Origin of the sequence: Nocardia neocaledoniensis, from assembly GCF_003182135.1 — a bacterium.
In the GTDB taxonomy this organism is placed as follows: Bacteria; Actinomycetota; Actinomycetes; order Mycobacteriales; family Mycobacteriaceae; genus Nocardia; species Nocardia neocaledoniensis.
Window position 1 is genome coordinate 312802 of record NZ_QGTL01000002.1, and the last position, 24393, is coordinate 337194.

Annotated in this window: 20 protein-coding genes; 11 read left to right on the top strand and 9 right to left on the bottom strand. The window is 69.4% G+C overall.

What is annotated here, in order from left to right; all coding sequences use genetic code 11:
- The first annotated feature begins 36 nt into the window (after positions 1-36).
- From mtnA to mtnC, 3 genes are read left to right on the top strand one after another with little or no spacing between them, the layout of a single operon-like run.
- Positions 37-1827 (top strand): S-methyl-5-thioribose-1-phosphate isomerase, encoded by a 1791-nt coding sequence (gene mtnA, locus DFR69_RS05745; protein WP_110036387.1) that lies wholly within the window; start codon positions 37-39, stop codon positions 1825-1827.
- A 3-nt stretch (positions 1828-1830) separates the two neighbouring features.
- Positions 1831-2406: a 1,2-dihydroxy-3-keto-5-methylthiopentene dioxygenase gene (locus tag DFR69_RS05750; RefSeq protein ID WP_110036388.1), complete on the top strand. Its 576-nt coding sequence runs from the start codon at positions 1831-1833 to the stop codon at positions 2404-2406.
- On the top strand, positions 2403-3089 hold the full coding sequence (gene mtnC, locus DFR69_RS05755; RefSeq protein ID WP_110036389.1) for an acireductone synthase: 687 nt from the start codon (positions 2403-2405) through the stop codon (positions 3087-3089). The genes DFR69_RS05750 and mtnC overlap by 4 nt, the downstream gene beginning before the upstream one ends.
- Before the next feature lie 69 nt (positions 3090-3158).
- Here the strand turns inward: mtnC and DFR69_RS05760 are convergent, their stop codons facing one another.
- Both DFR69_RS05760 and DFR69_RS05765 read right to left on the bottom strand, forming a co-directional pair.
- Positions 3159-4703, bottom strand: a complete 1545-nt coding sequence (locus DFR69_RS05760) for an alanine/glycine:cation symporter family protein (RefSeq protein WP_110036390.1) — start codon at positions 4701-4703, stop codon at positions 3159-3161.
- 116 nt (positions 4704-4819) lie between these two features.
- Positions 4820-5716 (bottom strand): hypothetical protein, encoded by an 897-nt coding sequence (locus DFR69_RS05765; RefSeq protein ID WP_110036391.1) that lies wholly within the window; start codon positions 5714-5716, stop codon positions 4820-4822.
- 190 nt (positions 5717-5906) lie between these two features.
- Here DFR69_RS05765 and DFR69_RS05770 point away from each other — a divergent pair, with 190 nt between their 5' ends.
- Positions 5907-6740, top strand: a complete 834-nt coding sequence (locus tag DFR69_RS05770; RefSeq protein ID WP_244198106.1) for an alpha/beta fold hydrolase — start codon at positions 5907-5909, stop codon at positions 6738-6740.
- Here the strand turns inward: DFR69_RS05770 and DFR69_RS05775 are convergent.
- The gene (locus DFR69_RS05775; RefSeq protein ID WP_244198107.1) at positions 6737-7543 is read right to left on the bottom strand and encodes a helix-turn-helix transcriptional regulator; all 807 of its coding nucleotides are present in this window, start codon (positions 7541-7543) and stop codon (positions 6737-6739) included. The genes DFR69_RS05770 and DFR69_RS05775 overlap by 4 nt on opposite strands.
- 491 nt (positions 7544-8034) lie before the next feature.
- Here DFR69_RS05775 and DFR69_RS05780 point away from each other — a divergent pair, with 491 nt between their 5' ends.
- The 7 genes from DFR69_RS05780 to DFR69_RS05805 are packed head-to-tail and all read left to right on the top strand — an operon-like array spanning position 8035 to position 16955.
- Complete coding sequence (locus DFR69_RS05780) at positions 8035-11745, top strand: nitrate reductase subunit alpha (RefSeq protein WP_110036392.1); 3711 nt, start codon at positions 8035-8037, stop codon at positions 11743-11745.
- Positions 11746-11755: 10 nt separating this feature from the next.
- Entirely contained in the window at positions 11756-13414 is a 1659-nt protein-coding gene (narH, locus tag DFR69_RS05785; protein ID WP_110036393.1) for a nitrate reductase subunit beta, read from the top strand.
- Positions 13411-13551 (top strand): hypothetical protein, encoded by a 141-nt coding sequence (locus DFR69_RS34345; RefSeq protein ID WP_167456164.1) that lies wholly within the window; start codon positions 13411-13413, stop codon positions 13549-13551. The genes narH and DFR69_RS34345 overlap by 4 nt, the downstream gene beginning before the upstream one ends.
- Positions 13548-14228: a nitrate reductase molybdenum cofactor assembly chaperone gene (gene narJ / locus DFR69_RS05790; protein WP_110036394.1), complete on the top strand. Its 681-nt coding sequence runs from the start codon at positions 13548-13550 to the stop codon at positions 14226-14228. Before DFR69_RS34345 ends, narJ begins: the two co-directional genes overlap by 4 nt.
- Positions 14225-14980, top strand: a complete 756-nt coding sequence (gene narI / locus DFR69_RS05795) for a respiratory nitrate reductase subunit gamma (RefSeq protein WP_110036395.1) — start codon at positions 14225-14227, stop codon at positions 14978-14980. Before narJ ends, narI begins: the two co-directional genes overlap by 4 nt.
- Before the next feature lie 37 nt (positions 14981-15017).
- The gene (locus DFR69_RS05800; protein ID WP_167456165.1) at positions 15018-15725 is read left to right on the top strand and encodes a cutinase family protein; all 708 of its coding nucleotides are present in this window, start codon (positions 15018-15020) and stop codon (positions 15723-15725) included.
- 57 nt (positions 15726-15782) lie between these two features.
- Positions 15783-16955 carry an NADH:flavin oxidoreductase gene (locus tag DFR69_RS05805; protein ID WP_110036396.1) on the top strand — a complete coding sequence of 391 codons (1173 nt, stop codon included), beginning with the start codon at positions 15783-15785 and terminating at the stop codon, positions 16953-16955.
- Here the strand turns inward: DFR69_RS05805 and DFR69_RS05810 are convergent.
- The 6 genes from DFR69_RS05810 to DFR69_RS05835 form a co-directional block, all read right to left on the bottom strand.
- Positions 16952-17293: a hypothetical protein gene (locus DFR69_RS05810; RefSeq protein WP_110036397.1), complete on the bottom strand. Its 342-nt coding sequence runs from the start codon at positions 17291-17293 to the stop codon at positions 16952-16954. The genes DFR69_RS05805 and DFR69_RS05810 overlap by 4 nt on opposite strands.
- Positions 17294-17400: 107 nt before the next feature.
- Positions 17401-19140, bottom strand: coding sequence for an N-acyl-D-amino-acid deacylase family protein (locus tag DFR69_RS05815; protein WP_110036398.1), 1740 nt, complete (start codon positions 19138-19140; stop codon positions 17401-17403).
- Positions 19141-19154: 14 nt separating this feature from the next.
- A complete protein-coding gene (casG, locus tag DFR69_RS05820; protein WP_110036841.1) occupies positions 19155-20798 on the bottom strand; it encodes a steroid-24-oyl-CoA synthetase in 1644 nt (547 codons plus the stop codon).
- Positions 20799-20809: 11 nt separating this feature from the next.
- Positions 20810-21850 carry an alcohol dehydrogenase catalytic domain-containing protein gene (locus DFR69_RS05825; RefSeq protein ID WP_110036399.1) on the bottom strand — a complete coding sequence of 347 codons (1041 nt, stop codon included), beginning with the start codon at positions 21848-21850 and terminating at the stop codon, positions 20810-20812.
- Positions 21851-21852: 2 nt separating this feature from the next.
- Positions 21853-22995 carry a serine hydrolase domain-containing protein gene (locus DFR69_RS05830; protein ID WP_110036400.1) on the bottom strand — a complete coding sequence of 381 codons (1143 nt, stop codon included), beginning with the start codon at positions 22993-22995 and terminating at the stop codon, positions 21853-21855.
- A complete protein-coding gene (locus DFR69_RS05835; protein ID WP_110036401.1) occupies positions 22992-24365 on the bottom strand; it encodes a flavin-containing monooxygenase in 1374 nt (457 codons plus the stop codon). The genes DFR69_RS05830 and DFR69_RS05835 overlap by 4 nt, the downstream gene beginning before the upstream one ends.
- Between the last annotated feature and the right edge of the window lie 28 nt (positions 24366-24393).

A 24393-nucleotide genomic window follows, 5' to 3' on the forward strand; every position in this document is an offset into this window, starting at 1 on the left:
TATCGGCACGATGACGGACAGGCAGTGAGGACACCGATGGACGACAGTTCGCTCACCTGGGATGACGGTGCGCTCGTCACCATCGACCAGCGCGGGCTGCCGCACGAGGTACGCGAGCTGCGCCTGGGCACCGTCGACGAGATCATCGAGGCGATCACGACCCTGGCGATCCGGGGAGCACCGGCGATCGGCATCGCGGGGGCGTTCGGCGTGGTCATCGCCACCAGGGCGCACACCACCGGCGTGGACGCGCCGCAGGGCGGCCGGCCCGGTGCCACCGCCGCGCAGGAAGGCGGCGCCGCCGCGGCAGCGGGCGTGATCGATGTCGCCGCGGTGCAGGCCGAGGCAGATCGGATCGCGGCGGCCCGGCCGACGGCCGTGAACCTGGCCTGGGCCGTCGAGCGGGTGCGGACGCGGATCGCCGAGGGCGCCGACGCGGTCCTGGCCGAGACACTCGACATGCTCGCCGAAGACGGGCGGGTCAATCTTGCCGCGGCCACGCACGCCGCCGACCTGGTGCAGCGGCTGTGTGGTGACCGGCCGCTGCGGCTGCTCACCCACTGCAACACCGGGCGCCTGGCAACCAGCGCGGTCGGCACGGCGATCGGCGCGCTGCGGGTGCTGCACGAGCGCGGCGCCGTCGAAGACGTGCTCGTCGACGAGACGCGACCGCTGCTGCAGGGCGCCCGGCTCACCGCGTGGGAGCTGGCCGAGGCCGGGATCCCGCACCGGCTGACCATCGACTCGGCCGCGGCGTGGGCGATGGCGACCGGGCAGGTCGACGCGGTGCTCGTCGGGGCCGACCGGATCACCGCCAACGGCGACGTCGCCAACAAGATCGGCACCTTCGCACTGGCGCTGGCCGCCCGTCATCACGGCATCCCGTTCGTCGTCGTCGCCCCGGAGTCCACCCGGGACACCGGCATGGCCACCGGCGCGCAGATCGTCGTCGAGGAGCGCGCCGCCGCCGAGGTGACCGGGTTCGGCGGAGTCGCCACCGCGCCGGCGGGAACCGCCGTGTTCAATCCGGCTTTCGATGTGACACCGGCCGAGCTCGTCACTGCGGTGGTGACGGAAAACGGTGTGGTCTATCGGAATTCGGTGGAGTTCGGCGAGCACGGACGAATGCTCAGCGCCGACATCCCGTGTTCCACTGACGACGCGCAGTCGGCGGCGCCCCGCGCGGACACCCGGGCCGAGCAGGGCCGGGCGATCGCGGCGGTCGCCCGGCAGCTCTACGAGCGCGGCTGGATGCCCGGCACCGCGGGCAACATCTCCGTGCGCGTCGGGGACGACGCACTCATCACCGCCAGTGGCCTGTCCAAAGGCGAACTACGCGAGGACGACACGGTGCGCGTCACCGTGGCCGACACGACTCCGTTGCCGGGGCAGCATCGGAAACCCTCCGCGGAGACCAGCATTCACACCGCCGTGTATCGCACGCGCCAGGCCGGAGCGGTGGTGCACGTCCACTCCCCGTTCGCCACGGCGCTGGCGACCACCGCCGCCGAACCGGGTGACGAGGTGACGCCCCTGCGGATCAGCGGCTACGAACTGCTCAAGGGTTTCGGCCTGGCCGATCCGTCCGCGGTGACGATCCCGGTGTTCCCCAACTGGCCGCAGGTGCCGCGCATCGGCACCGACATCGAGCGCTACCTGCGCGAGAACCCCGCCGCCCCACCGATTCTGTTCATTGCCGGGCACGGGATCACCACCTGGGGTGACACTCTTGCCCAGGCGCGCGACCGCGCCGAATGCCTGGAAGCCCTGTGCGAGTTGATCACCCGCACCGGACGCACCGCCGCCACGCCACTCGAGATCGGATAGCTCATGACCCTGCTGCAAGTGATGGCCGCCGACAACGCCGCCGATGTCCGTGTGCGCACCACCGACACCGCCGAGATCGGCGCCGAGCTGGCCGAACACGGTATCGCGTTCTCCCGCTGGGACGTTCTCGACGACGCCGCCGCCACCGACTCCGACACGCTGCTCGCCCACTACGGCCCGCGCATCGCCGAGCTGAACGCCGACGGCCGCTACCGGCACATCGACATCGCGCGCATCCATCCCGACGACGACAACCCGGAGTGGCCCGCCACCGCCGCCGGGGCCCGCGCCAAGTTCCTCGACGAGCACCGGCACGCCGAGGACGAGGTTCGCTTCTTCGCCGCCGGGCGCGGCTGCTTCTACCTGCACCTCGGCGACGCCGTGCTGGCCACCGTGTGCGAGGGGGGCGACCTGCTGTCCGTGCCGGCGGGCACCCTGCACTGGTTCGACATGGGCACCCGTCCCGATTTCATCGCCATCCGCTTCTTCGAGGAGGCCGACGGCTGGATCGGCGACTTCACCGGTGACAAGATCAGCGCGGGCTTCCCCACCCTCGACGAACTGCTCACCGCGCCGTGATCCGCGCGATCGTCCTCGACATCGAAGGGACCACCAGTCCCACCGACTCGGTGCGCACCGACCTCTACGGGTACACCGAGCAGCGACTGCCCGCCTGGCTGGCCGAGAACGACTCGGGCGCTGCCGAATCCGTGATCGCGCAGACCCGTGAGCTCGCCGGCGAGCCCGCCGCCGACACCGACCGGGTCGCCGAAATCCTCGTCGGCTGGCTGCATTCCGATGTCAAAGCCGAGCCGCTCAAGGCAGCCCAGGGCGCGATCTGCGCCCAGGGTTTCCGCGCGGGCGCACTGCACGGACGGTTCTTCGACGATGTTGTCCCCGCGCTGCGCGCCTGGCACGAAGCCGGACTCCCGCTCTACGTGTATTCCTCGGGTTCCGAACGCAACCAACGCGATTGGTTCGCCTTCGCCGAGGCAGGCGACCTGTCCGACCTGATCACCGACCACTTCGACCTGGTCACCGCGGGCCCCAAACGCGAATCCGCCTCCTACCGGACCATCGCGGACCGGATCGGCGTCGACGCCGCCGACATCCTGTTCCTCTCCGACCATCCCGGCGAACTCGACGCCGCCGTCGCGGCGGGCTGGCAGGTCATCGGGGTCCACCGTGCCGGCGAGCCCAATCCGCCACGCCCACCCCACCTCTGGGTCGCCACCTTCGACAAGGTGGATCTGCCGTCCTGACCGGCCGTGCGGGCGCTCGAACGACTCGACCCCGGCTGACGGATAAGCCGGGGTCGACAGCGTGGTGGATCAGGACGCGACGGTGACCTTGTCGCGTTCGTCCTGCGGCTCGTAGGTTTCCCAGAAGGTGGCGTTCTTGATGTCGAGGGCGATCGGGTCGAAGACCGGGTCCTTGCCCTCGCGCCGCTGACGCTCGTAGTCCCGCAGCGCCTTGTAGGCGGGCTGCTGGAGCACGAGGATGCCGAGGATGTTGAGCCAGGCCATCAGGCCGACGCCGATGTCGCCGAGGGTCCACGCGTCGGTCGCGGTGACCACCGCGCCGACCGCGCACGAGACCAGGATGACCGCCTGCAGCACCAGGGTGGTGTTGCTGGCGACGGTGCCGCGCAGGAACGGCACCGGGGTGGCCGCGTACTTGCCGACCAGGAACCGCAGGTTCGTGTCGGCCATGTAGTAGTAGGCGATGATCGTCGTCAGGCAGAAGAACGCCAGCGAGATGGCCACGAAGGTCGAACCGAAACCGCCCCACAGGGTGTCGACGCCGTGCTGCGCGTAGGCCGGGCCGACCGCGACGTCGGAGGGCAGCACGCCGCCGTCGGCGAGGACCTTGCCGTCGGCCGATTCGCCGTCGAAGACGCGGTAGGCGCCGGTCGACAGGATCAGGAAGCCGGTCGCGGTGCACACGAACAGCGTGTCGATGTAGACCGCGAACGCCTGTACCAGGCCCTGCTTGGCCGGGTGCGAGACCTCGGCGGCGGCGGCCGAGTGCGGGCCGGTGCCCTGGCCCGCCTCGTTGGAGTACACGCCCCGCTTGACGCCCCACATCACCGCGGCGCCGACGATCGCGCCGAACGCCGCCTCGGCGCCGAACGCGCTGCGGAAGATCAGGCCGAGCACCGAGGGCAGCTCGCTCGCGTTGGCGAAGACGATGACGATCGCGATCAGGATGTAGGCGACCGCCATGAACGGCACGACCACGGCCGCGAACGCGGCGATGCGCTTGACGCCACCGATGATCACGAAGGCGAGCACGATCACGGTGCCGAGCGCGACCACCCACTCCGAGACGCCCCACGCCTGATGCATCGCCGCTGCCATCGAGTTGGACTGCACGCTCGGCATGAGCAGACCGCAGGCCAGCACCGTGACCGCCGCGAAGATCACGCCGTAGACCTTGAAGGCGGGCGCGGCCTTCGTGTGCGCCATGGCTTTGCTGAAGTAGTAGGCGGGTCCGCCGCGGTACTCGCCGGTGACCCGGTCGCGGGTCTTGTAGATCTGGCCGAGGGTGCACTCGACGAACGACGTCGACGCCCCGAGGAACGCCACCGCCCACATCCAGAACAGCGCGCCGGGGCCGCCGAACGCGATCGCGGTCGCGACGCCGGCGATGTTGCCGGTGCCGATGCGGCCGGACAGCGACATGGCCAGTGCCTGGAACGACGACACCCCGGAGGCGGATTTCTCGCCGTGGATCAGCAGCCGGATCATGTCCGGGATCTGGCGAACCTGCACGAACCGAGATCGGATCGAGAAGTAGACCCCTGCGGCCAGACACAGATAGATCAGCGAGTCGCTCCAGATGTACCCGTTGATCGTGGACAGGAATTCAGCCACTGTTCGATTGCTCCTCATAGCCGTGATTACCGTCGGCTATGGTCGCACAGGCATGTAACCGGCAGATTGCTCCGTACATAAAGTTCGCGGAGCAGGTGCGCGTTCGGCCCGCGGCGTCAGCTCACCTGGGCACGTACGGCGCCGAGCTTGCCGCGCTGCACGGTGGCGAAGACGCGCCGGGCGTGGGCGGCGACGGGGCTGGTCGACCAGGGCGCCAGGGTGGTGGTGAACATGAGTTCGCACCAGGACAGGGCCGGGATCTCGCCCGCGGCGAGGGTGGCGATCAGGGACAGTTCGGTGTCGTGGCCGAGCCAGGAGGCCACCAGCCAGGAGGCGTCGAAGCGGCCGAGGAACTCCTCGGCGTCCTCGGGCGGGCCGTGCGGGGTGTCGACCGTGAGGTGGACGACGGCGGCGATCGCGTGCCGCATCTTCGCGTCCAGTCCCACCGCGTCGTGCAGCAGCAGGCCCTCCAGCGCCGAGCGTAGTTCCGTCCAGGGATCGTGTGCGATGTCGGGCATGGGGGACCTCTCCTGTGGTTCTTTCTGCGGGTCACGGCCACCGGCGATCGAACGCAGCGCGGGGGCGTCGGACTCGGCGGCGTCGACGAGATCGGTGAGCGGGCCCGACGTCCAGTCGAGCCGGCCGAAGGCCTGGCACCAGTCCAGGGCTGGGTTGTCGTCGGTGACGACGAGATCCAGCGCCAGGCCCGCCATCGATGCCGTGCAGGCCAGCGTGACCGCGTCGAGCCCGTCATCGCTGACCGACAGGTGCAGCGTGGCCTTCTCGGCGCCCGCGTCCTCGCGGGCCCGGCTCGCCAGCCAGATCGCGCGCCCCGCCGCGCTCATCGCCGCGCGGGCGGCGTCGCCGTGTGGATGGTCGACATCGGCGTCGAGAAAGGGGCCGTACCAGACCGCCCTGCCCTCCGCGCCGCAGACAGCGAATGTGTCGGAAAGGCCGTCGCCGGCGGCCGCGAGCCAGATGTGCGCGTCGTTCCCGTAATCCGTCACCCTCATCGGTTCTCCCCGAGATGTGCTGATCGAGCCGTGCGTTCCGGTTTCGATCCAATCGGCCGCGAACAGCCCTGTCCACATTTTGACCGGAATCGTGAGCCCCCCGTGACGTACATACACTCCCCAGTGAATTCACCGAACCGGCGATCCGGCGAATACACGTAATGCCCTGTTCCACTTATATGTTTCGTGCATGCCCTTCGTGTATTCGGATTCGGTGAACATCCATTTCCGCACCGGTACCGGCCGCGGTCCGACGGTCCTGCTCGCGCACGGTTTCCTGATGGACGAATCGATGTTCGATCCGATACGAACGATATTGGCGCGCAACGATGTCAATGTGGTCGCCTGGGACGCGCGCGGACACGGGCGCACCGGATACGGCCGCGATCCCCGGTTCGACTATTGGGACCTGGCCGAGGACGGATTGCGCGTACTCGACGCGATCGGCGCCGAGACCGCCGTCGTCGGCGGAATGAGCCAGGGCGGCTACGTGGCACTACGTATGGCGCTGCTGGCACCGGAACGCGTCCGCGCGCTGGCGCTGCTGAACACCGAAGCGGAGGCATGTACCCGCGCCGACGAGCTCCGGTACGAGGAATTCTTCGACGGATGGTGTGGCACAGGGGAATTGGTGCCACTGGCGGAATCGCTCGCACCGGAACTGATCGGCGGCGATCGGCCCGACATCTGGCAGTGGTGGATCACCCGCTGGCTCACCCACGACCGCGCGGCGATCCACGCGGCCGCGCGCTGCCTCGTCGACCGCGACTCGGTACTGCCGCGCCTGCGCGAGATCACCGCCCCGGCGCTCGTGCTGCGTGGCGAGCACGATCACAGCAGCACCGCCGAGAAGTGCGCCCGGCTGGCGCGGGGACTGTCCGGCGCCACAGCGGTGCGCACGGTCGCGGGCGGGGGTCACGGCTGCGCGCTCACCCACCCGGAACAGGTGGCCGAAGCTCTGCTCGAACTCGTCGCGGCGGATGCGCCCGACCTCGCGGCCCCGGTCGCGGTGGCCGGGATCTAGGTGATGGTGGTGTCGCCCGCAGGACCGCGAACGCCCAGGTAGTACTGGATACGGCCGGGATAGGCGACGGAATCGAGGCGGAACAGTTGGACGTCGACGGTGTAGTGCTCACCGGTGTGCAGGTCGCACAGCCGCATGGCGGTGTGTTCGCGACCATAGACGGTGTCGCCGTCGTCCCAGATCCGCCGGAAGTCGGGGTACTGCGCCAGTTCCTCGAGCAGTTCGGCGGACCAGTCCGCCCCGCCCTGCTGCCCGATCAGGCCGCGCAACCAGTGCACGGTCAGTGTGGATTCCTTCTCCCACTCCACCATGACCTTGCGCGAGAGGGGATTACCGAAGAACCAGCGCAGGATGTTGGCGTCCTCGACCAGGCCGGGGAAGGCGTGGTTGTACGAGTCGTTGCCCGCCAGGATGTTCCAGCGCGTGTCGACGTAGGCGGCGAGGTTGGGCTCCTGCAGGGCCAGCGTCCGGCGCATCTCGTCGTTGATCTCGGCTCGCAGATCCTCGACCGAGGGATTGTCCACGGGGGCCAGCCCGGCCAGATCGAACAGGTGCCTGCGCTCGATGTCGGTCACCGGCTCGATGCGGTCGAGATAGCGCACCAGCGCCTCGACGACGACCTGCGTCGGACGTTCCCGATCGCCGCTCTCCAGGTGGGTGATGTAGCTGGAGCTGACCCCGGCCGCGAAGGCCAGCTTCTCCCGCGAAATCCGGCGATCGTCGCGCAGGCGGCGCAGCAACCCGCCCAATGTCGGCGGCTTCGGCGACCCTTCCGGACCATCGGCTGTTGACTTCGATAGCACCGCAACCCTCCCTGTCTGCACGGCACCATCCTCGTGCAGGCTCAAACCTCGAACCATTCGCCGAACGGGAAAGTTGCCGTTTCTTTATATTGACGCGACAAGCACGCGAGAGCTACCGGTGGGCAACCACACGGGCCGCGGCGCATGGAAGGCCGCCCGGATGTGCGGGCCGTCACATTCTCCCTGTTCAGCGGCCCCGCCGGATGTGTAAACAAATGTAAACCGCCCGAGAAGCGGCGGTTTCGTAAGCATCACCGTCGCGGCCTCGACGCGCTCCGCGGCGGGGCCGTCACGCCTGCTCGGATCGCATTCACCCTGGTCGGCCCCGATTCGCCGGGACCGGCCCGCCGCGGGCCCGTGACCACGAGATTTCGCCGACCTCACAGCTCACAGGGGTGCCCACGAGGGTGTGAAAAGTTTGTTTTGCCGCGGCCCCGCGCCTCCTTACAGTTGCCGCTAACAGCCCGAATGCACAGCTCGAAGGGGGCGTCGTGGTTAATTCGCGCACTCATGGTCCGTCGCCCACCGATTTCGGCGACACCCTGCTGAATGTCGGAAAGTACTTTCAGCGCGGCGAGGTCTCGCCCGACCACCGGTCGGTCTACAAAGTCGGTGGCCGCGACGCGGACGCCTTTTACCGGGACCGCTGGTCCCATGACAAAGTGGTGCGCTCGACCCACGGCGTGAACTGCACCGGTTCGTGCTCCTGGAAGATCTACGTCAAGGACGGCGTGATCACCTGGGAATCGCAGCAGACCGACTATCCGTCGGTGGGCTCGGACAAGCCGGAGTACGAACCGCGCGGCTGCCCGCGCGGCGCGTCGTTCTCCTGGTACACCTACTCCCCCGCCCGGGTGCGCTACCCGTACGTGCGCGGCACCCTGCTCGAGCTGTACCGCGAGGCCAAGGCCGAGCTCAAGGACCCGGTGCTGGCCTGGGAGTCGATCGTCGAGGACCCGGCCAAGGCCAAGGCGTACAAGCGAGCCCGCGGCAAGGGCGGCTTCGTCCGCGCCGAGTGGTGGGAGGCGGCCGAGATCGCCGCCGCCGCGCACGTGTACACGATCAAGCAGTACGGGCCGGACCGCGTGGCAGGCTTCTCGCCGATCCCGGCCATGTCGATGGTCAGCCATGCCACCGGCGCCCGGTTCGTCTCGCTGATCGGCGGCTACATGCTGTCGTTCTACGACTGGTACGCCGACCTGCCGGTGGCCTCGCCGCAGGTGTTCGGCGATCAGACCGACGTGCCGGAATCGGCCGACTGGTTCGACGCCGGGTACCTGATCATGTGGGGTTCCAACGTCCCGGTGACGCGCACCCCCGACGCGCACTACATGACCGAGGCGCGCTACCGCGGCCAGAAGGTCGTGGTGGTCTCCCCCGACTACGCCGACAACACCAAGTTCGCCGACGAGTGGGTGGCCGCGCGCCCCGGCACCGACGCGGCGCTCGCGATGGCCATGGGCCACGTGGTGCTCAAGGAGTTCTTCCTCGAGAAGCAGACTCCGATGTTCCTCGACTACATCAAGAAGTTCACCGACCTGCCGTTCCTGATCCGCCTCGACGACGCGGCGGATCAGGGCGGCGCCCTGCCCGGCAAGTTCCTCACCGCGGCCGATCTCGGCCGGACCGGCGAAGGCGTCGAGCACAAGCCGGTGCTGCTCGATCAGGCCGGTAACCCGGTGGTGCCCAACGGTTCCCTGGGCCACCGCTTCGGCGAGGACGGCACGGGCAAGTGGAATCTCGACCTCGAGGGCGTCGACCCGCTGCTCACCCTGCTCGGTCATTCCGACGACGCCCCCGCCGAGATCGCGCTGCCGCGCTTCGACACCGACGCCGCCGAGACGATCCGCCGCGGTGTGCCGACCAAGATCGTCGCCGGCCATCGCGTCACCACCGTGTTCGACCTGCTGCTCGCCCAGTACGGCCTCGGCCGCGACGGCCTACCCGGCGAATGGGCCACGGGCTACGACGACGCCGACTCGCCCTACACCCCGGCCTGGCAGGAGGCCATCACCGGCGTGCCCGCCGTGCAGGCCGCGCGCATCGGCCGCGAATTCGCCGACAACGCCGAACGTTCCGGCGGCCGCTCGATGATCCTGATGGGCGCGGGCACCAACCACTGGTTCCACTCCGACCAGATCTACCGCGCCTTCTTCACCTTGACACTGCTGACCGGCTGTCAGGGCAAGAACGGCGGCGGCTGGGCCCACTACGTCGGCCAGGAGAAGTGCCGTCCCGTCACCGGCTGGGCCACGCTGGCCTCGGCGTCGGACTGGCAGCGCCCGCCGCGGCAGATGCAGGGGACGGTCTTCTGGTACCTCACCAACGACCAGTGGCGCTACGACCCGTTCACCTCCGACGCCTTCGCCTCCCCGCTGGGCAAGGGTAAGTTCGCCGGCCGTACCGCCGCCGACAACATCGCCTTGGCCAGCAGGCTGGGCTGGATGCCGAGCTACCCGACGTTCAACCGCAACCCGCTCGACCTCAGTGACGAGGCCGCGGCGGCGGGCGTGACCGCCGCCGAACACGTGGTCTCGCAGCTGAAGTCGGGCGAGATGCGCTTCGCCTGCGAGGACCCCGACGCGCCGGAGAACTTCCCGCGCGTGCTCACCGTGTGGCGGGCGAATCTGCTCGGTTCCTCGGGCAAGGGCAACGAGTACTTCCAGAAGCACCTGCTCGGCTGCGGCTCCAACCTGCAGACCACCGACGCGACCGGTGTGCGCCCGCAGGAGCTGGAATGGCGCGAGGAGGGCGCCGAGGGCAAGCTGGATCTGCTGCTGGCGCTGGACTTCCGCATGACCAGCACCACCCTGTTCGCCGACATCGTGCTGCCCGCGGCCACCTGGTACGAGAAGCACGACCTGTCCTCCACCGACATGCACCCGTTCGTGCACGCCTTCTCCCCGGCCATCTCCCCGCCGTGGGAGGCCAAGACCGACTTCGAGGCGTTCCACCGGATCGCCCGCGGGTTCTCCTGGCTGGCCGAGAAGCACCTCGGCACCCGCAAGGACATCGTCGCGGTGCCGTTGCAGCACGACTCCCCCGACGCGCTGGCGCAGGCGGGCGGCAAGGTGCTGGATTGGAAAGCCGGTGAGTGCGAGCCGATCCCGGGCAAGACCATGCCCAAGATCGTCGAGATCGAACGCGACTACACCAAGATCGCGGAGAAGCTCGCCGCGCTGGGCCCGCTGGTCGACACGCTCGGCGTGACCACCAAGGGCATCACCACCCACCCCGACGCCGAGGTCGAATACCTGGCCGGACAGAACGGCACCATCGTCTCCGGGATCGCGGCGGGACGGCCGTCGCTGGCCAAGGACACCCACGCCGCCGAGGCCATCCTCGCGCTCTCGGGCACCACCAACGGCCGTCTCGCGGTCGAGGGCTTCGAGGCGCTGGAGCGGCGCACCGGCACCGAACTGGCCGATCTCGCCAAAGAGGCCGAGGGCAAACGGATCTCCTTCGCCGACACCCAGGCCAGGCCGGTGCCGGTGATCACCTCACCGGAGTGGTCGGGCAGTGAGAGCGGTGGGCGCCGGTACTCGCCGTTCACCATCAATGTCGAGCGGCTCAAGCCATGGCACACCCTCACCGGGCGCCAGCACTTCTACCTCGACCACGACTGGATGATCGAACTCGGCGAGCAGCTGCCGATCTTCCGGCCGCCGCTGGACATGACCGCGCTGTTCGCCGAGCCCAGCATCGGCAACGTCAGCGGTAGCGGCGTCACCGTGCGGTACCTGACCCCGCACTCGAAGTGGTCGATCCACTCCGCCTACCAGGACAACCTGCACATGCTGACGCTCTCGCGCGGCGGGCAGACGATCTGGATGTCGGACCGCGACGCGGCCAAGATCGGTGTCGCCGACAACGATTGGATCGAAGCGGTCAACCGCAACGGCATCGTCGTGGCCCGCGCCATCGTGTCGCACCGCATGCCCGAGGGCACCGTCTTCATGTACCACGCGCAGGACCGCGCCGTGGACGTGCCGCGCATCGAGGGCACCGAGACCACGACCAAGGAATCCAAGGGCAAACGCGGCGGCATTCACAACGCGCTGACCCGGGTGCTGATCAAACCGTCGCACCTGATCGGCGGCTACGCCCAGCAGTCCTTCGCCCTGAACTACCACGGCCCCACCGGAAACCAGCGTGACGAAGTCACGACGATTCGCCGCCGCAACCAGAACGTGGAGTACTGACATGCGCGTAATGGCTCAGCTCGCCATGGTCATGAACCTGGACAAGTGCATCGGCTGTCACACCTGCTCGGTGACCTGCAAGCAGGCCTGGACCAACCGCGGCGGCACCGAGTACGTCTGGTTCAACAATGTGGAAACCCGCCCCGGACAGGGTTATCCGCGTCAGTACCAGGATCAGGAGAAGTGGAAGGGCGGCTGGACGCTGAACAAGCGCGGCAAGCTGTCGCTGAAGTCGGGCTCGCGGTTCAAGCGCCTGATGAACATCTTCGCCAACCCGGACCTGCCCACGGTCGAGGACTACTACGAGCCGTGGAGCTACGACTACGACAACCTGCTGGCCTCCCCGCCCACCGACACCACCCCGGTCGCGCGGCCGAAATCGCTGATCACCGGCGAGGACACCAAGGTCACCTGGGGCGCCAACTGGGACGACGACCTGGGCTCCGGTCCCGAAGCGGTCGGCAAGGACCCCTTGCTCGGCAAGCTCGAGGACAAGGTGAAACTGGAGTTCGAAGAGACCTTCATGTTCTACCTGCCGCGCATCTGCGAGCACTGCCTGAACCCGTCGTGCGCCGCGTCGTGCCCCTCGGGCGCGATCTACAAGCGCGAGGAGGACGGCATCGTCCTGGTCGACCAGGACAAGTGCCGCGGCTGGCGGCAGTGCATCACCGGCTGCCCGTACAAGAAGATCTACTTCAACCACAAGACGGGCAAGGCGGAGAAGTGCACCTTCTGCTACCCGCGCGTGGAGGTCGGCATCCCGACGGTGTGCTCGGAGACCTGTGTGGGGCGGCTGCGCTACATCGGCGTGATGCTCTACGACGCCGACGCGGTGCTCGAGGCGGCCTCGGTGACCGACGACAAGGACCTCTACCCCTCGCAGCTCGGCGTGTTCCTGAACCCGCACGACCCGCGGGTGATCGCCGAGGCAGAGAAGGCCGGCATCTCACCGGAATGGATTCAGGCCGCGCAGGATTCGCCGGTGTACAAGCTGATCGTGGACTACCAGCTGGCGCTGCCGCTGCATCCGGAATACCGCACCATGCCGATGGTCTGGTACGTGCCGCCGCTGTCGCCGGTGGTGGACGTGCTCAGCGAGACCGGCCACGACGGTGAGGACGCGGGCAACCTGTTCGGCGCCATCGACGCGCTGCGCATTCCGATCGAGTACCTGGCTGAGCTGTTCACCGCCGGGGAGATCGGGCCGGTGCGCGCCTCGCTGCAGCGCCTGGCCGGGATGCGGGCGTTCATGCGCTCGGTCAACCTCGGCGAGGAACCCGAGCCCGGCATCGCGCCCTCGATCGGGCTCGAGCCCGAGGAGATCGAGGCCATGTACCGGCTGCTCGCCATCGCCAAGTACGAGCATCGCTACGTGATCCCGTCCGGCGCGACTTCCCGTGCGCACGAGCTGGATTCGCTGGCCACCGGTTGCTCGCTCGACACCGACGGCGGCCCCGGCATGACCGCCTTCGACCAGGTGGTGGAGAAGTTCTCGCTGGCCGACACCAATCAGGCCGCGCCGGAGGAGAAGTCGGGCCGGATCAACCTGCTCAACTGGGACGGGCGGTCCACCAACGGGCTGGTGCCGAGCGGAAACGGCAACGGCCACAACGGCAACGGCAACGGCGCCGCCGCCACCGACGCCACCGTCAGCGGGATCGCGCCGTGACCGCGACCCCGCCGATCGGCCCGGCGGCCTGCCACCACGACCGCTCTGAACGCCGCGCGGTCGACGCGCTCCTCGCGGCCTACCGGCGCACCCGCGACGAGGAACCGGATGTCCGCGCGCGAGGGGAACACCGATGAGCCTGCTCTCGATCCGCAAACGTCCCCAACCCGTGCTGGCCATGGCCGAACACGACCGCCGGGTCGTATGGCGGCTGGCGGCGCTGCTGCTGGACTACCCCGGCGAATCCACGCTGGCGCTGCTCGACCGGATGACCGCCGCCGCACGGCAACTGCCCGAGGACGTGCGCGCACACTTCGACGCCGTGCTCGCCTACCTGCGCGACACCTCCTCGATCGAGGTCGCCCAGCGCTATGTCGAGACTTTCGACATGCGCCGCCGCGCCAGCCTGCACCTGACCTTCTACGCCTACGGTGACACCCGCAAGCGCGGGATGGCGCTGCTGCGGTTCAAGCACGCCTACCGCCAGGCGGGCGTGGAACTGGGCGACGAGGAACTGCCCGACCACCTGCCGGTGCTGCTCGAATTCGCCGCCACCGTCGACCCGGTCGGCGGGGAGCGACTGCTCGGCGAGCACGTTCCTGTCCTGGAACTGCTGCGACTGTCGCTGGGCGACAACGACTCTCCCTACAGCGGCGTGCTGGCCGCGGTGCTGACCACGCTGCCGCCGGTGACCACCGCCGACCGGCGCCGCATCGCCGAGCTCGCCGCGCAGGGCCCGCCCGAGGAAGAAGTCGGGCTCGAGCCCTTCGCCATGGACCCCGCCCTGTTCGACGCCACGGAAGGTCGACGATGAACGCCACCATCCCCCTCCCCGAGGGCCTCTGGCTGATCCTGCCCTACATCGCCGCGACCTCCTTCGTGCTCGGCCACGTGTGGCGCTACCGGTTCGACCAGTTCGGGTGGACCACCAGGTCCTCGCAGATCTACGAGTCCAAGCTGCTGCAGCTGGGCAGTCCGCTGTTCCACTTCGGGATGCTCGGGGTGTTCGGCGGGCACGTGATGGGCCTGCTGATTCCCGAGTCGTGGACCAGCGCGGTCGGCATCTCCGAGCACACCTATCACCTGGTCGCGGTCGGCGCGGGGTCGGTCGCGGGTCTGATGGTCGTGGCCGGGGTGGGCATCCTGTGCTACCGGCGGCTCGTGGTGCCCGCGGTGCGCAAGGCCACCAGCCGCAACGACGTGCTGATGTATACGTTGCTGACGCTGGCCCTGGTCACCGGCCTGCTCAACACCTGGGGCGCCAACCTGCTGTGGGGCACCTACAACTACCGCACGACGGTCTCCCCGTGGTTCCGCAGCCTGTTCACCATCGACCCGGAACCCGGGCTGATGGTCGGCGTGCCGTGGACCTTCCAGCTGCACGGCCTGGTGGTGCTCGCGCTGGTGGCGGCCTGGCCCTACACCCGCCTGGTGCACATGTTCAGCGCGCCGATCGGCTATCTGACCAGGCCGTACATCGTGTACCGGCGCAAGGAGGTCGACATCAAGGACAAGACCCGCTTCGCCAAGGCCTGGGACGCGCCGGTCACCCCCGACCGCTGGTGACGGGACCGCCTGACCTCCCGTTATAGGCTTTCGCACTATGACCTGTCGCACATTCGTCCACGTGCTCGCGGCGGCGGCCGTGGCCACGATCGCCCCGTGGGGTCTGCCGCAGCAGACCGCCACCGCGGCGCCCTGTTCCGATATCGAGGTCGTCTTCGCCCGCGGCACCGCCGAGCCGCCCGGCCTCGGCTTCACCGGCCAGTCGCTGACCGAGGCGCTGCGCGCCAAGGCCGGGGGCCGCAGTGTCGCGGCGCACCCGGTCGACTACCCGGCCAGCAGCGACTTCACCGACACCCGGGTCTTCGCCGGCACCGTGCTCGACGGCATCCGCGACGCGCACCGGCGCCTGGCCGCTGTCGTCGCGGCGTGCCCGAACACGAAGATCGTGCTCGGCGGCTACTCCCAGGGCGCCGCCCTCGCCGGGTTCGCCACCATCGCCGACACCCCGGACGGTGTCACCGAGGCCGACGCGAAGTACCTGCCGACCCCGCTGGCGCCCGAGATCGCCGAGCACGTGGCGGCCGTCGTGCTGTTCGGTGGCCCCTCGGATCGGTGGATGGCCGATGTCGGCGCGCCGCCGGTCCGCGTCGGTCCGGCCTACGTCGACAAGACCCTGGAGCTGTGCGTCGCGGGCGACACCATCTGCGACGGCTCCCCGGCGGGCCCGCCGAACGGGCTGCACGTGCTGTACGCGGCGAACGGGATGACGCTGCAGGCGGCGGATTACGCGCTCGCGCGCATGTGACCGCTCGGTGGGAAGACCCATTGCTTTCACGAACTGTAACGTGTTTCACTTTCCGGCATGAGTGACGTGCTCGCACCCGCCCGGCTCGGCCCCCTCACCCTGCGCAACCGGGTGATCAAGGCCGCCACCTTCGAGGGACGCACACCGGACGCCCTGGTGACCGACGATCTGGTGGAGTTCCACCGGGAGGTCGCGGCGGGCGGGGTGGGCATGACCACCGTCGCCTACTGCGCGGTCGCGCCGGGCGGGCGCACCGACCGGCATCAGATCTGGATGCGCGAGGAGGCGCTGCCCGGCCTGCGGCGGCTGACCGAGGCCGTGCACGGGGAGGGCGCCGCGATCAGCGCGCAGTTGGGGCACGCGGGTCCGGTCGCCAACGCGAAGTCCAATCAGGCGCCGGCGCTGGCGCCGAGCCGGATGTTCAACCCGCTCGGCATGCGCTTCACGAAGGTGCCCGACGCGCTCGGCATCGCCGAGGTGGTCGCGGCGCACGCGGGCGCGGCCCGGCTGGCGCGGACCGCCGGATTCGACGCGGTCGAGGTGCATCTGGGCCACAACTATCTGGCGAGCGCGTTCCTGAGCCCGATGCTGAACCGGCGCAAGGACGAGTACGGCGGCTCGCTGGTGAATCGCGCCCGCCTGGCCAGGGAGGTCGTCAAGGCCGTGCGCGACGCGGTCGGCGACTCGATGGCGGTGACCGCCAAGCTCACGATGGAAGACGGTGTGCGCGGCGGCTTCTCGATCGAGGAGTCGCTGCAGGTGGCGCAGTGGTTGCAGGACGACGGCGCGCTCGACGCGCTCGAACTCACCGCGGGCAGTTCGTTGCTGAACCCGATGGCGATCTTCCGCGGTGACGCACCGCGCAAGAACTTCGCGAAGGTGCTGCCTCTGCCCGCGCGCTGGGGATTCCGGCTGGTCGGCAAGGGCTTCCTGCGCGAATACCCTTACCGCCCCGCCTATCTCGCCGACAAGGCGCGCCGGTTCCGGCAGGAGCTGACGCTGCCGCTGATCCTGCTCGGCGGCATCACCGACCTCACCACCGCGCAGCAGGCGATCGACGACGGATTCGATTTTGTCGCCATGGGCCGCGCGCTGCTGCGCGAGCCCGACCTGATCCGGCGCTGGGCGCCCGGCGCGGCGACCCCCTCGCTGTGTACGCACTGCAACGAATGCATGCCCACCATCTACACCCGCACCGAGTGCGTGCTGCGCCCCACCACGCCGGTCTAGGCCACGCCGAGTTCCTTGCGGACGCCGGCGAACCAGGCCTGCGTGTCGGGCAGGCCCTTCTCGTTGTCCTTGCGGCCGCCGACGAAGCCGTACAGGTCGGCGGCGTAGCGGCTCAACACCGTGCCCGCGTTCTCGCCGAGTTCGGTGAGCACGTCGACGTCGTCGAGCAGGTAGGCGACGACCGCGACCTGCCCTTCCGACCACGCCTCGCGGTGCGCGGCCCAGCCGTCGGCGCGCACCGCGCGGGCCTTGGCGAGCAGGTCGGCGCGCAGGGCGTCACGGTCGGCGTCGCTGGGCCTGCGCGGCTTGCCCCAGGTGATCCGTTTCGGGTCCGACATGGCGAATCCTCTCGCTGACGTGCGGGCATGCGGGTCGGCTTGCGCCGAACACGACCGGTCGCCTGACTGTCGCAGATGACAGCCAGGCGATCAGCGGCGACCCCGGTCTAGCTCGCGCGCAGGAAGGTGCCGACCCGTTCGGTGCCGAGCGCGGGATCGGCCTGGCCGGCGCCGAAGACGTAGCGGCCGTTGACGAACACGGCCGTCACCGTGTCGTCGTTGCGGTTGACCATGCGCGAGAGATTGCCGAACACCTCGATCGGGGCTTCGGCGTAGGCGTCGAGCGAGTCGTCCAGGTGGGCCGGGTCGATCACCACGGCGTCGGCGCGGTCGCCGACCCGCAGATGACCCGCGTCGAGCCCGTACCAGTCGGCGAGCTCGCCGGTGACCCGGTGCACCGCGTGTTCGACCGTCATGAACGGCCGCTCGGTGCGCTGGGCCTCGTGCACCCGGCGCAGCAGCCGCAGGCCGAAGTTGTAGAAGGCCATGTTGCGCAGGTGCGCACCCGCGTCGGAGAAGCCGAGCTGGACCGACGGGTCGGCGGTGAGGACATCGGCGACATCGGGGCGGTGATTGGAGATGGTCGTGCGCCAGCGCAGCTTGTCGCCGTGCTCGACCACCAGGTCGAGGAAGGCGTCCACCGGGTGCAGGCCGCCGCGGTCGAGGCCGACCTGACCGAAGGTCTTGCCGAGCACCGATTCGTCGGGGCAGGCGACGATGTCGGCGTCGAAGAAGTCACGGTGCCAGGCGCGCGGACCGAACTTGCTGTCGTAGTCCTTGCGGAAGGAGCGCCGGTACTCCTCGTCCTGCAGCAGGTGCCGCTGCTCCTCGATCTGGTTCGACAGATGCAGAGCCGCTGCGCCGGAACCGAATTCCTCGAACACCGGCAGCGCGATGCCGTCGGAGTACACCTCGAACGGCACGGGCAGGTGCTGCCAGCGGAAGTCGCCGCGCAGGGCGTTCATGATCCGGCCGACCGCCGGGAACATCTTGGCCGCGCCTGGCACCGCCTTGACGTCGGCCGCCGACAGCAGGCTCACCTTGAGCGGCTTGCGGAACACGCCGGTGCTCGACAGCGCCATCGACACCAGGCTGGTGGGGCTGCCGATGTCGGGTCCGCCCTGCAGCGCGCGACCGCGAGCGCGCAGAATGCCGTTGAGGCGGCCGCGTTCCTTGCGCTTGGCGTAGGTGGAGGGCAGGGTGCGGGAGCGGCAGACCTCGCCGTCGAGCTTGTCGAACATCAGCTGCTGCGAGGACATCCCGACGAAGCCCGCGTCGAGCGCCTCGGTGAGCATGCGTTCCATCTCGGCCAGCTCCGCGGCGGTGGGAGTCACCTCGTTGCGCGTGGCGCGGTCCAGGCCCATGACAGCGGCCCTGATATCCGAATGACCGATGAAGCCGGCGATGTTGGGGCCGAGCGGCAGTTCCGCGAGCGCGTCGGCGTATTCGGCGGCGCCGGACCAGGTCTTCTTCGTGTCGACCCCGCTCACCACGTATTCGCGCGGAATGGCCTCGACGCGGCCGAACAGGTCACCCGCGGTCTCGCCGTCGACGTGCACCGTCGACAGCGAGCACGAGCCGACGAACACGGTGGTGACGCCGTGGCGCACCGATTCCGACAGGGCGGGGTCGAGCAGCACCTCCACGTCGTAGTGGGTGTGGATGTCGATCATGCCGGGCAGGACCCATTTGCCCTCGGCGTCGACCACACGGCCGCAACCGGTTTCATCGAGTGGGGTCTCGGAGATCGCGGCGATCTTGCCATCCTTGATGCCGAGGTGGCGAATCGCGGACGGGGCGCCGGTGCCGTCGAACCACCGGCCGCCTTTGATGATGCTGTCGAACATTGTCGTGACCCCTTTTACAGCGCGAGCTCGCGTCGCGTGACTTTACCTGTCGCGTTGCGCGGCAGCATGTCCGAAGTGATCCGCCAGCGGGCGGGCACCTTGAAGTAGGCGAGCCGCTCGGCGAGGTAGGCGCGCAGTTCCTCGGCCTCGACCGCGCCGGGTTCGGCGACGACGACGGCCGCCACTTCCTGGCCGAGGTCGGGATGGGCGACGCCGAACACGGCACACTCGCTGACGGCGGGATGCTCGCTGAGCACGTTCTCGATCTCGGTGGGATAGACGTTCTCGCCGCCGCGCAGGATCAGGTCGGTGCGCCTGCCCGACACCGTGAGTCGCCCGTCGCGCAGGGTGCCGAAATCGCCGGAGCGCAACCAGCGTTCGTCGTCGATGGCGGCCTTGGTGGCGGTCTCGTCGTTCCAGTAGCCCAGCATCACGTACGCGCTGCGGATACAGATCTCGCCTTCCTCGCCGTCGGCGACCGGATTGCCGTCGGCGTCGCGGATCTGGACCTCGACGCCGAAGATCGGCCTGCCCACCGACGCGTCGTCGACGGCGAGGTCGAGCGGAGTGGCGACGGTGGCCGCCGTGCCGCTCTCGGTGAGTCCGTAGCTGGTGGTCAGCGACAGCTGCGCCGACGGCATCTTCGCGCGCAGCGCGGCCAGCAGGGCCGGCGAGGTGGGCGCGGAGTTGAGCGAGAGCGCGGACAGCGAGGACAGATCGTGCTGGGCGACATCGTGTTCCAGCAGACGGGTGGCCATGGTCGGCACGGCGGCCCAGTTGGTGACCCGCTCGCGTTCCACGAGGTCGAGCACCCGGCCCACCTCGAACGCCCCGTGTGGGAAGACCGCGGCCGCGCCGGTGCGCAGCCGCGGGATGACGAGGTTGTGCAGGCTGGCGATGTGGAACAGCGGCGCGGTGACCAGATACCGGCGATCGCTGGGCGCGTCGCTGGGCGCCTGGCCTGTGAACGCGGCCAGCATGGCGTCGGTGAAGCGGTGATAGTCGCTGATCGCCACCATGTTCCGCTGGGAGTGCACCACGCCCTTGGGCCTGCCGCTGGTGCCGCTGGTGTAGAGGATCACGGCCGGGTCGTCCTCGGCCACCGAGGTGTTCGGAATCGCGCCGCCGCCGTGTTCGGCGATCAGCGCGGGCAGGTCGGTGTCCATGGTCAGCACCGGGGTCTGGGTGCCCGCTTCGGCCAGCACGGCGGCCCGCTTCGCGTCGGCCACGACGACGGTGGGGGTGGTGTGGTCGAGGCCGTAGGCGATCTCCGGGGGCGCCCACCAGGCGTTGTAGCCCACCGGGATCGCGCCGAGGCACTGCGCGGCCCAGAAGGTGATCACCCAGTCGGGGCCGTTGGCGGCGAAGATGCCGACGCGGTCACCCTTGCCGACGCCGTAGCGCTCGGCCAGCGCGGTGGCCAGCGCGCCCGCGGCCGCGGCGTGCTCGGCGAAGGAGATGCGCCGGTCCTCGGTCACCAGGTAGTCGCGCTCGCCCCAGCCCAGCGAGTGCTCGAGCAGTTCACGCAGACTGCGCTGCCTGCGGGCCAGCACCGGAATCGGCACGCCGAGAACGGGTTCGACGGTCAGTTCGAACGGCGCGCCGGGCGCGGTGAGCCCGGCGGCGACCTGGGCGACGAATTCCTGCGGGTCGGTCATGTTCTGCTCCATCAGGGGATGAGGACGGCGCGGCCACGGATCGTGCCGGAGTCGAGTCGGTCGAAGGCGGTGCGGGCGTCGGCGAGGTCGAAGCGTTCGATCTCGGCGCGCACGGCACCCGTGGCGGCCAGCGCCACCACGTCGATGAGGTCGGTTCTGGTGCCGCCGTAGGACTTGCGCACGGTGGCGCCCCACGGCAGTCCCGGCCCGCCCGCCGGGCCGGAGTCGATGCCGGGTACGCCGCCCGCGAGCCCGACCATGCGGTAGGCGCCGTTGGGGGCGACGGTCTCGACGGCGAGTCTCGCGGTCGCGTCGGAGCCGACGAAGTCGAAGACGGCCTCGGCGCCGCGACCGTCGGTGCGGTCCAGGATCGCGGCGGCGGCGCCCTCCCCCGCGAGCAGCGTGTGGTCGGCGCCGCAGGCCGTGGCCAGGGCGAGCTTGTCCGGGTCCACGTCGACGGCGAGCACCGTGGCCTCGGTGAGCGCCTTCAGCAGCTGAACGGCGACGTGCCCGAGCCCGCCGATGCCGATGGCCACGGCGGTGCCGCCGGGCCGGAGCTGGTCCATGGCGCCGCGGATCGCGTGCATCGGGGTGAGCGCCGCGTCGGCCAGCGGCGCGGCCGCGGCGAAGTCGAGATCGCCGATGGGCACGAACGAGCGGGCGGGAATGCGCACGTATTCGGCCATGCCGCCGTCGGGACCCAGGCCGGGACAGGGCGGCATGGCGGTGCGGCCCGCCGCCAGGCAGACGTTCTCGTTGCCGCCGAGGCATTCCCGGCACACCCCGCACGACCAGCACAGGTAGACGATGCCGCGCTCGCCGACCACCCGGTCGGCCACCGCCGTGCCGACGGTCTCGATGGTGCCTGCGATCTCGTGCCCGAGAGTGAGCGGACGGTCCCCCATCGGATACGGCAGGCCGAGGACGAACGAATCGGAGTGGCAGATGCCCGCCGCGCCGACCCGCAGCAGCAGATCGTCGGGCCCGAGCTCCGGGATCGGGACCGTCCGCAGTTCCAGGGTGCCGGGTGCGGTCAGCTGCATCGCGCGCATGCTCATCGGCGCACCGCGTCGAAGGTGGCCTTCAGGTAGCTGTCGCAGCGATCGGAGCCGATCAGGCCGGTCGCCATGCGATTCATGGTGTAGGCGAAGGTGACTCGGCGATCCAGGTCGTTGACCACCATCGATCCGCCGTAGCCTGCCCACCAGCAGACGTGTCCGTCGGGGATGTGCGGAAAGGTCTGCGGCCGGGGCAGCCCGTAGCCGATGCCGAAACGCAGCGGGGTGAGCAGGGCCTTGTCGATGCCGTCGGCCTGCTCGCGGAAGATCAGCTCGATCGTGCTCGGCGAGAGGAACTTCCGGCCGTCGAGCGTGCCGCCGTTGGCGATCAGCGACTGCACGCGGGCGACGGAGCGGGCGTTGCCGTGCCCGTTGGTGCCGCCGATCTCCGCCGCGCGCCAAGCGGGCGTGGCGGTTTCGGCCACATCCAGCCAGGGACTGGTGAGCGTCTTGATCAGCACGCTGTCCTGATCCAGTGTGGACAGGTCGAATTCGGGGAGTTCCGGCGCGACGAGGGTGGCGATGCGCTCGGCGTGCTCGGGGCCGGTGCCGATGTGGAAATCGGCGCCCAGCGGAGCGGCCAGCTCGTCGGCGAAGAAGCGGCCGAGGGAGCGGCCGTCGACGCGGCGCACCAGCTCACCGATGAGATGGCCGTAGTTGATGGCGTGATAGCCCGAGCCGGTGCCCGGTTCCCACCACGGCGCCTGCGTCGCCAGCCGGGCCGCCGCGGCCTCGGTGTCGTAGATGTCGGCGAGCTCGATCGGCTTCTCCCAGCCCGAGACGCCGGAGGTGTGCGACAGCAGGTGCCTGACCTCGATGGCGTCCTTGCCGTTGGCCGCGAATTCGGGCCAGTAGTGCGCCACCCGCTGGTCGACGTCGAGGTCGCCGCGATCGACCAGCAGCAGCGCGCACAGCGCCGTCATCGTCTTGGTCACCGAGAAGACGTTGACCAGAGTGTCCGCGCGCCAGGGGGTCTCGCGCGCGGGATCGGCGTAGCCGCCCCACAGGTCCAGCACCGGTTCGCCGTCGACCGTGACACACAGCGCCGCACCGAGTTCGGCACCGGAGCCGAGGTGGTCGTCGAACGCGGCGCGCACGGCCGCGAAATCGTCGTGGCAGAAACCCTCGGAGATGCTCATCGTGACACCCCAGCCGTCGCGCGGGCGGGCACCGGCAGGGCATTGCCCGCGGCGGCCGCGCGTTTCGCGCCGCGCGCGAGCTCCTTCGTCATGGCCCGCACGTACGGTTCGAATTCGGCCTGGATGGTGTGCCGGGGCGAATCGTAGTAGCGCCCCGCGCGTTTGGCTTCGTGCGCGGCGAGCGCCTGCTCGATCTCGGCGCGCGGCGGCAGATGGTAGCGGCCGGTCAGGTAGGCGGCGACCAGCTTGCTCTGCTGCTCGGCGAAATTGACCAGCGTCGGCATCGGCTGGGCCAGGCCGAGATAGAACAGATTGTCCACACCCGGTTTGTGCATCAGCTGGAACAGCGGGAACCGGTTGTCGGCGCCCGGCGCCAGGTCCGGGTCGGTGAAGAACGGGAAGCTGATGTGGTAGCCGGTGGCGCACACGATCACGTCGACCTGCTCGCTGCTGCCGTCCGCGAAATGCACGGTGTCGCCGCCCAACCGGGTGATCGCGGGCTTGCACTCCACGTCACCGCAGCCTGCGCGGTGCAGGAATTCCTCGCTGGCCGAGGGATGCGCCTCGAAAGGCTCGTGATCGGGCGCGGGCAGGCCGTAGTTCTGCATCTCGCCGCGGTTCTTGCGGACGAAGCGTTGCTTGAGCTTGAGGCCGAGCTTGGCGGGCATCCACTTCGGCATCGAACTGCGGTCGCCCACCTGACCGTTGACGTATTTGGGCAGCACCCACACGCCGCGCCGGGCCGAGACGAACAGCTTCGCGGCGATGAACCGCTGCGAGAGTTCCGAGGCGATGTCGAGCCCGGAGTTGCCCATGCCGACCACCACGATGCGCTTGCCGCGCATGTCGATCGGGTCGAACGGATCGTTGTAGGCGTGGCTGTGCATGAGCACGCCGTCGAATTCGCCCGGGTAGTCGGGGAATCGGGGGTTCCAGTGATGGCCGTTGCAGACGATCAGCGCGTCGTAGGTCTCGGTGTCGCCCGCGGCGGTCGTCACCCGCCACAGCCCGGCGTCGTCACGTTCGGCCGCCGTGACCAGACTGTTGAACCGGATCCGGTCGCGCAGGCCGAAATGGTCGACGTAGTCCTTGAAGTACTGCAGCAGCTGGGAGTGATGCGGGAAGTCCGGCCACTCCGCGGGCGCCGGGTAGTCCTCGAACTGCAGGCGGTACTTCGAGGTGTCGATGTGCAGGCTCTGATAGCAGGCCGACATCCCGTTGGGGTTCTTGAAGTACCAGTTGCCGCCGACCTCGTCGGAGGCCTCGTAACAGTCGAACGGAATCCCGTTCTCGGCAAGCCTTTTGGCGACGGTGATACCCGAAGGTCCCGCGCCGATGACGCACACCTTGGGTAGCTCTCGTGTTTCCATGCACAACTCCTGAACGGCCCGGGTCCTC

Bases quoted from the DNA above. Each gene is read 5' to 3' on its own strand.
- mtnA (WP_110036387.1), top strand. From the start codon at position 37: ATGGACGACAGTTCGCTCACCTGGGATGACGGTGCGCTCGTCACCATC.
- DFR69_RS05750 (WP_110036388.1), top strand. From the start codon at position 1,831: ATGACCCTGCTGCAAGTGATGGCCGCCGACAACGCCGCCGATGTCCGT.
- DFR69_RS05765 (WP_110036391.1), bottom strand. From the start codon at position 5,716: ATGAGGGTGACGGATTACGGGAACGACGCGCACATCTGGCTCGCGGCC.
- DFR69_RS05770 (WP_244198106.1), top strand. From the start codon at position 5,907: ATGCCCTTCGTGTATTCGGATTCGGTGAACATCCATTTCCGCACCGGT.
- narH (WP_110036393.1), top strand. From the start codon at position 11,756: ATGGCTCAGCTCGCCATGGTCATGAACCTGGACAAGTGCATCGGCTGT.
- narJ (WP_110036394.1), top strand. From the start codon at position 13,548: ATGAGCCTGCTCTCGATCCGCAAACGTCCCCAACCCGTGCTGGCCATG.
- narI (WP_110036395.1), top strand. From the start codon at position 14,225: ATGAACGCCACCATCCCCCTCCCCGAGGGCCTCTGGCTGATCCTGCCC.
- DFR69_RS05800 (WP_167456165.1), top strand. From the start codon at position 15,018: ATGACCTGTCGCACATTCGTCCACGTGCTCGCGGCGGCGGCCGTGGCC.
- DFR69_RS05805 (WP_110036396.1), top strand. From the start codon at position 15,783: ATGAGTGACGTGCTCGCACCCGCCCGGCTCGGCCCCCTCACCCTGCGC.
- DFR69_RS05810 (WP_110036397.1), bottom strand. From the start codon at position 17,293: ATGTCGGACCCGAAACGGATCACCTGGGGCAAGCCGCGCAGGCCCAGC.
- DFR69_RS05815 (WP_110036398.1), bottom strand. From the start codon at position 19,140: ATGTTCGACAGCATCATCAAAGGCGGCCGGTGGTTCGACGGCACCGGC.
- casG (WP_110036841.1), bottom strand. From the start codon at position 20,798: ATGACCGACCCGCAGGAATTCGTCGCCCAGGTCGCCGCCGGGCTCACC.
- DFR69_RS05825 (WP_110036399.1), bottom strand. From the start codon at position 21,850: ATGCGCGCGATGCAGCTGACCGCACCCGGCACCCTGGAACTGCGGACG.
- DFR69_RS05830 (WP_110036400.1), bottom strand. From the start codon at position 22,995: ATGAGCATCTCCGAGGGTTTCTGCCACGACGATTTCGCGGCCGTGCGC.
- DFR69_RS05835 (WP_110036401.1), bottom strand. From the start codon at position 24,365: ATGGAAACACGAGAGCTACCCAAGGTGTGCGTCATCGGCGCGGGACCT.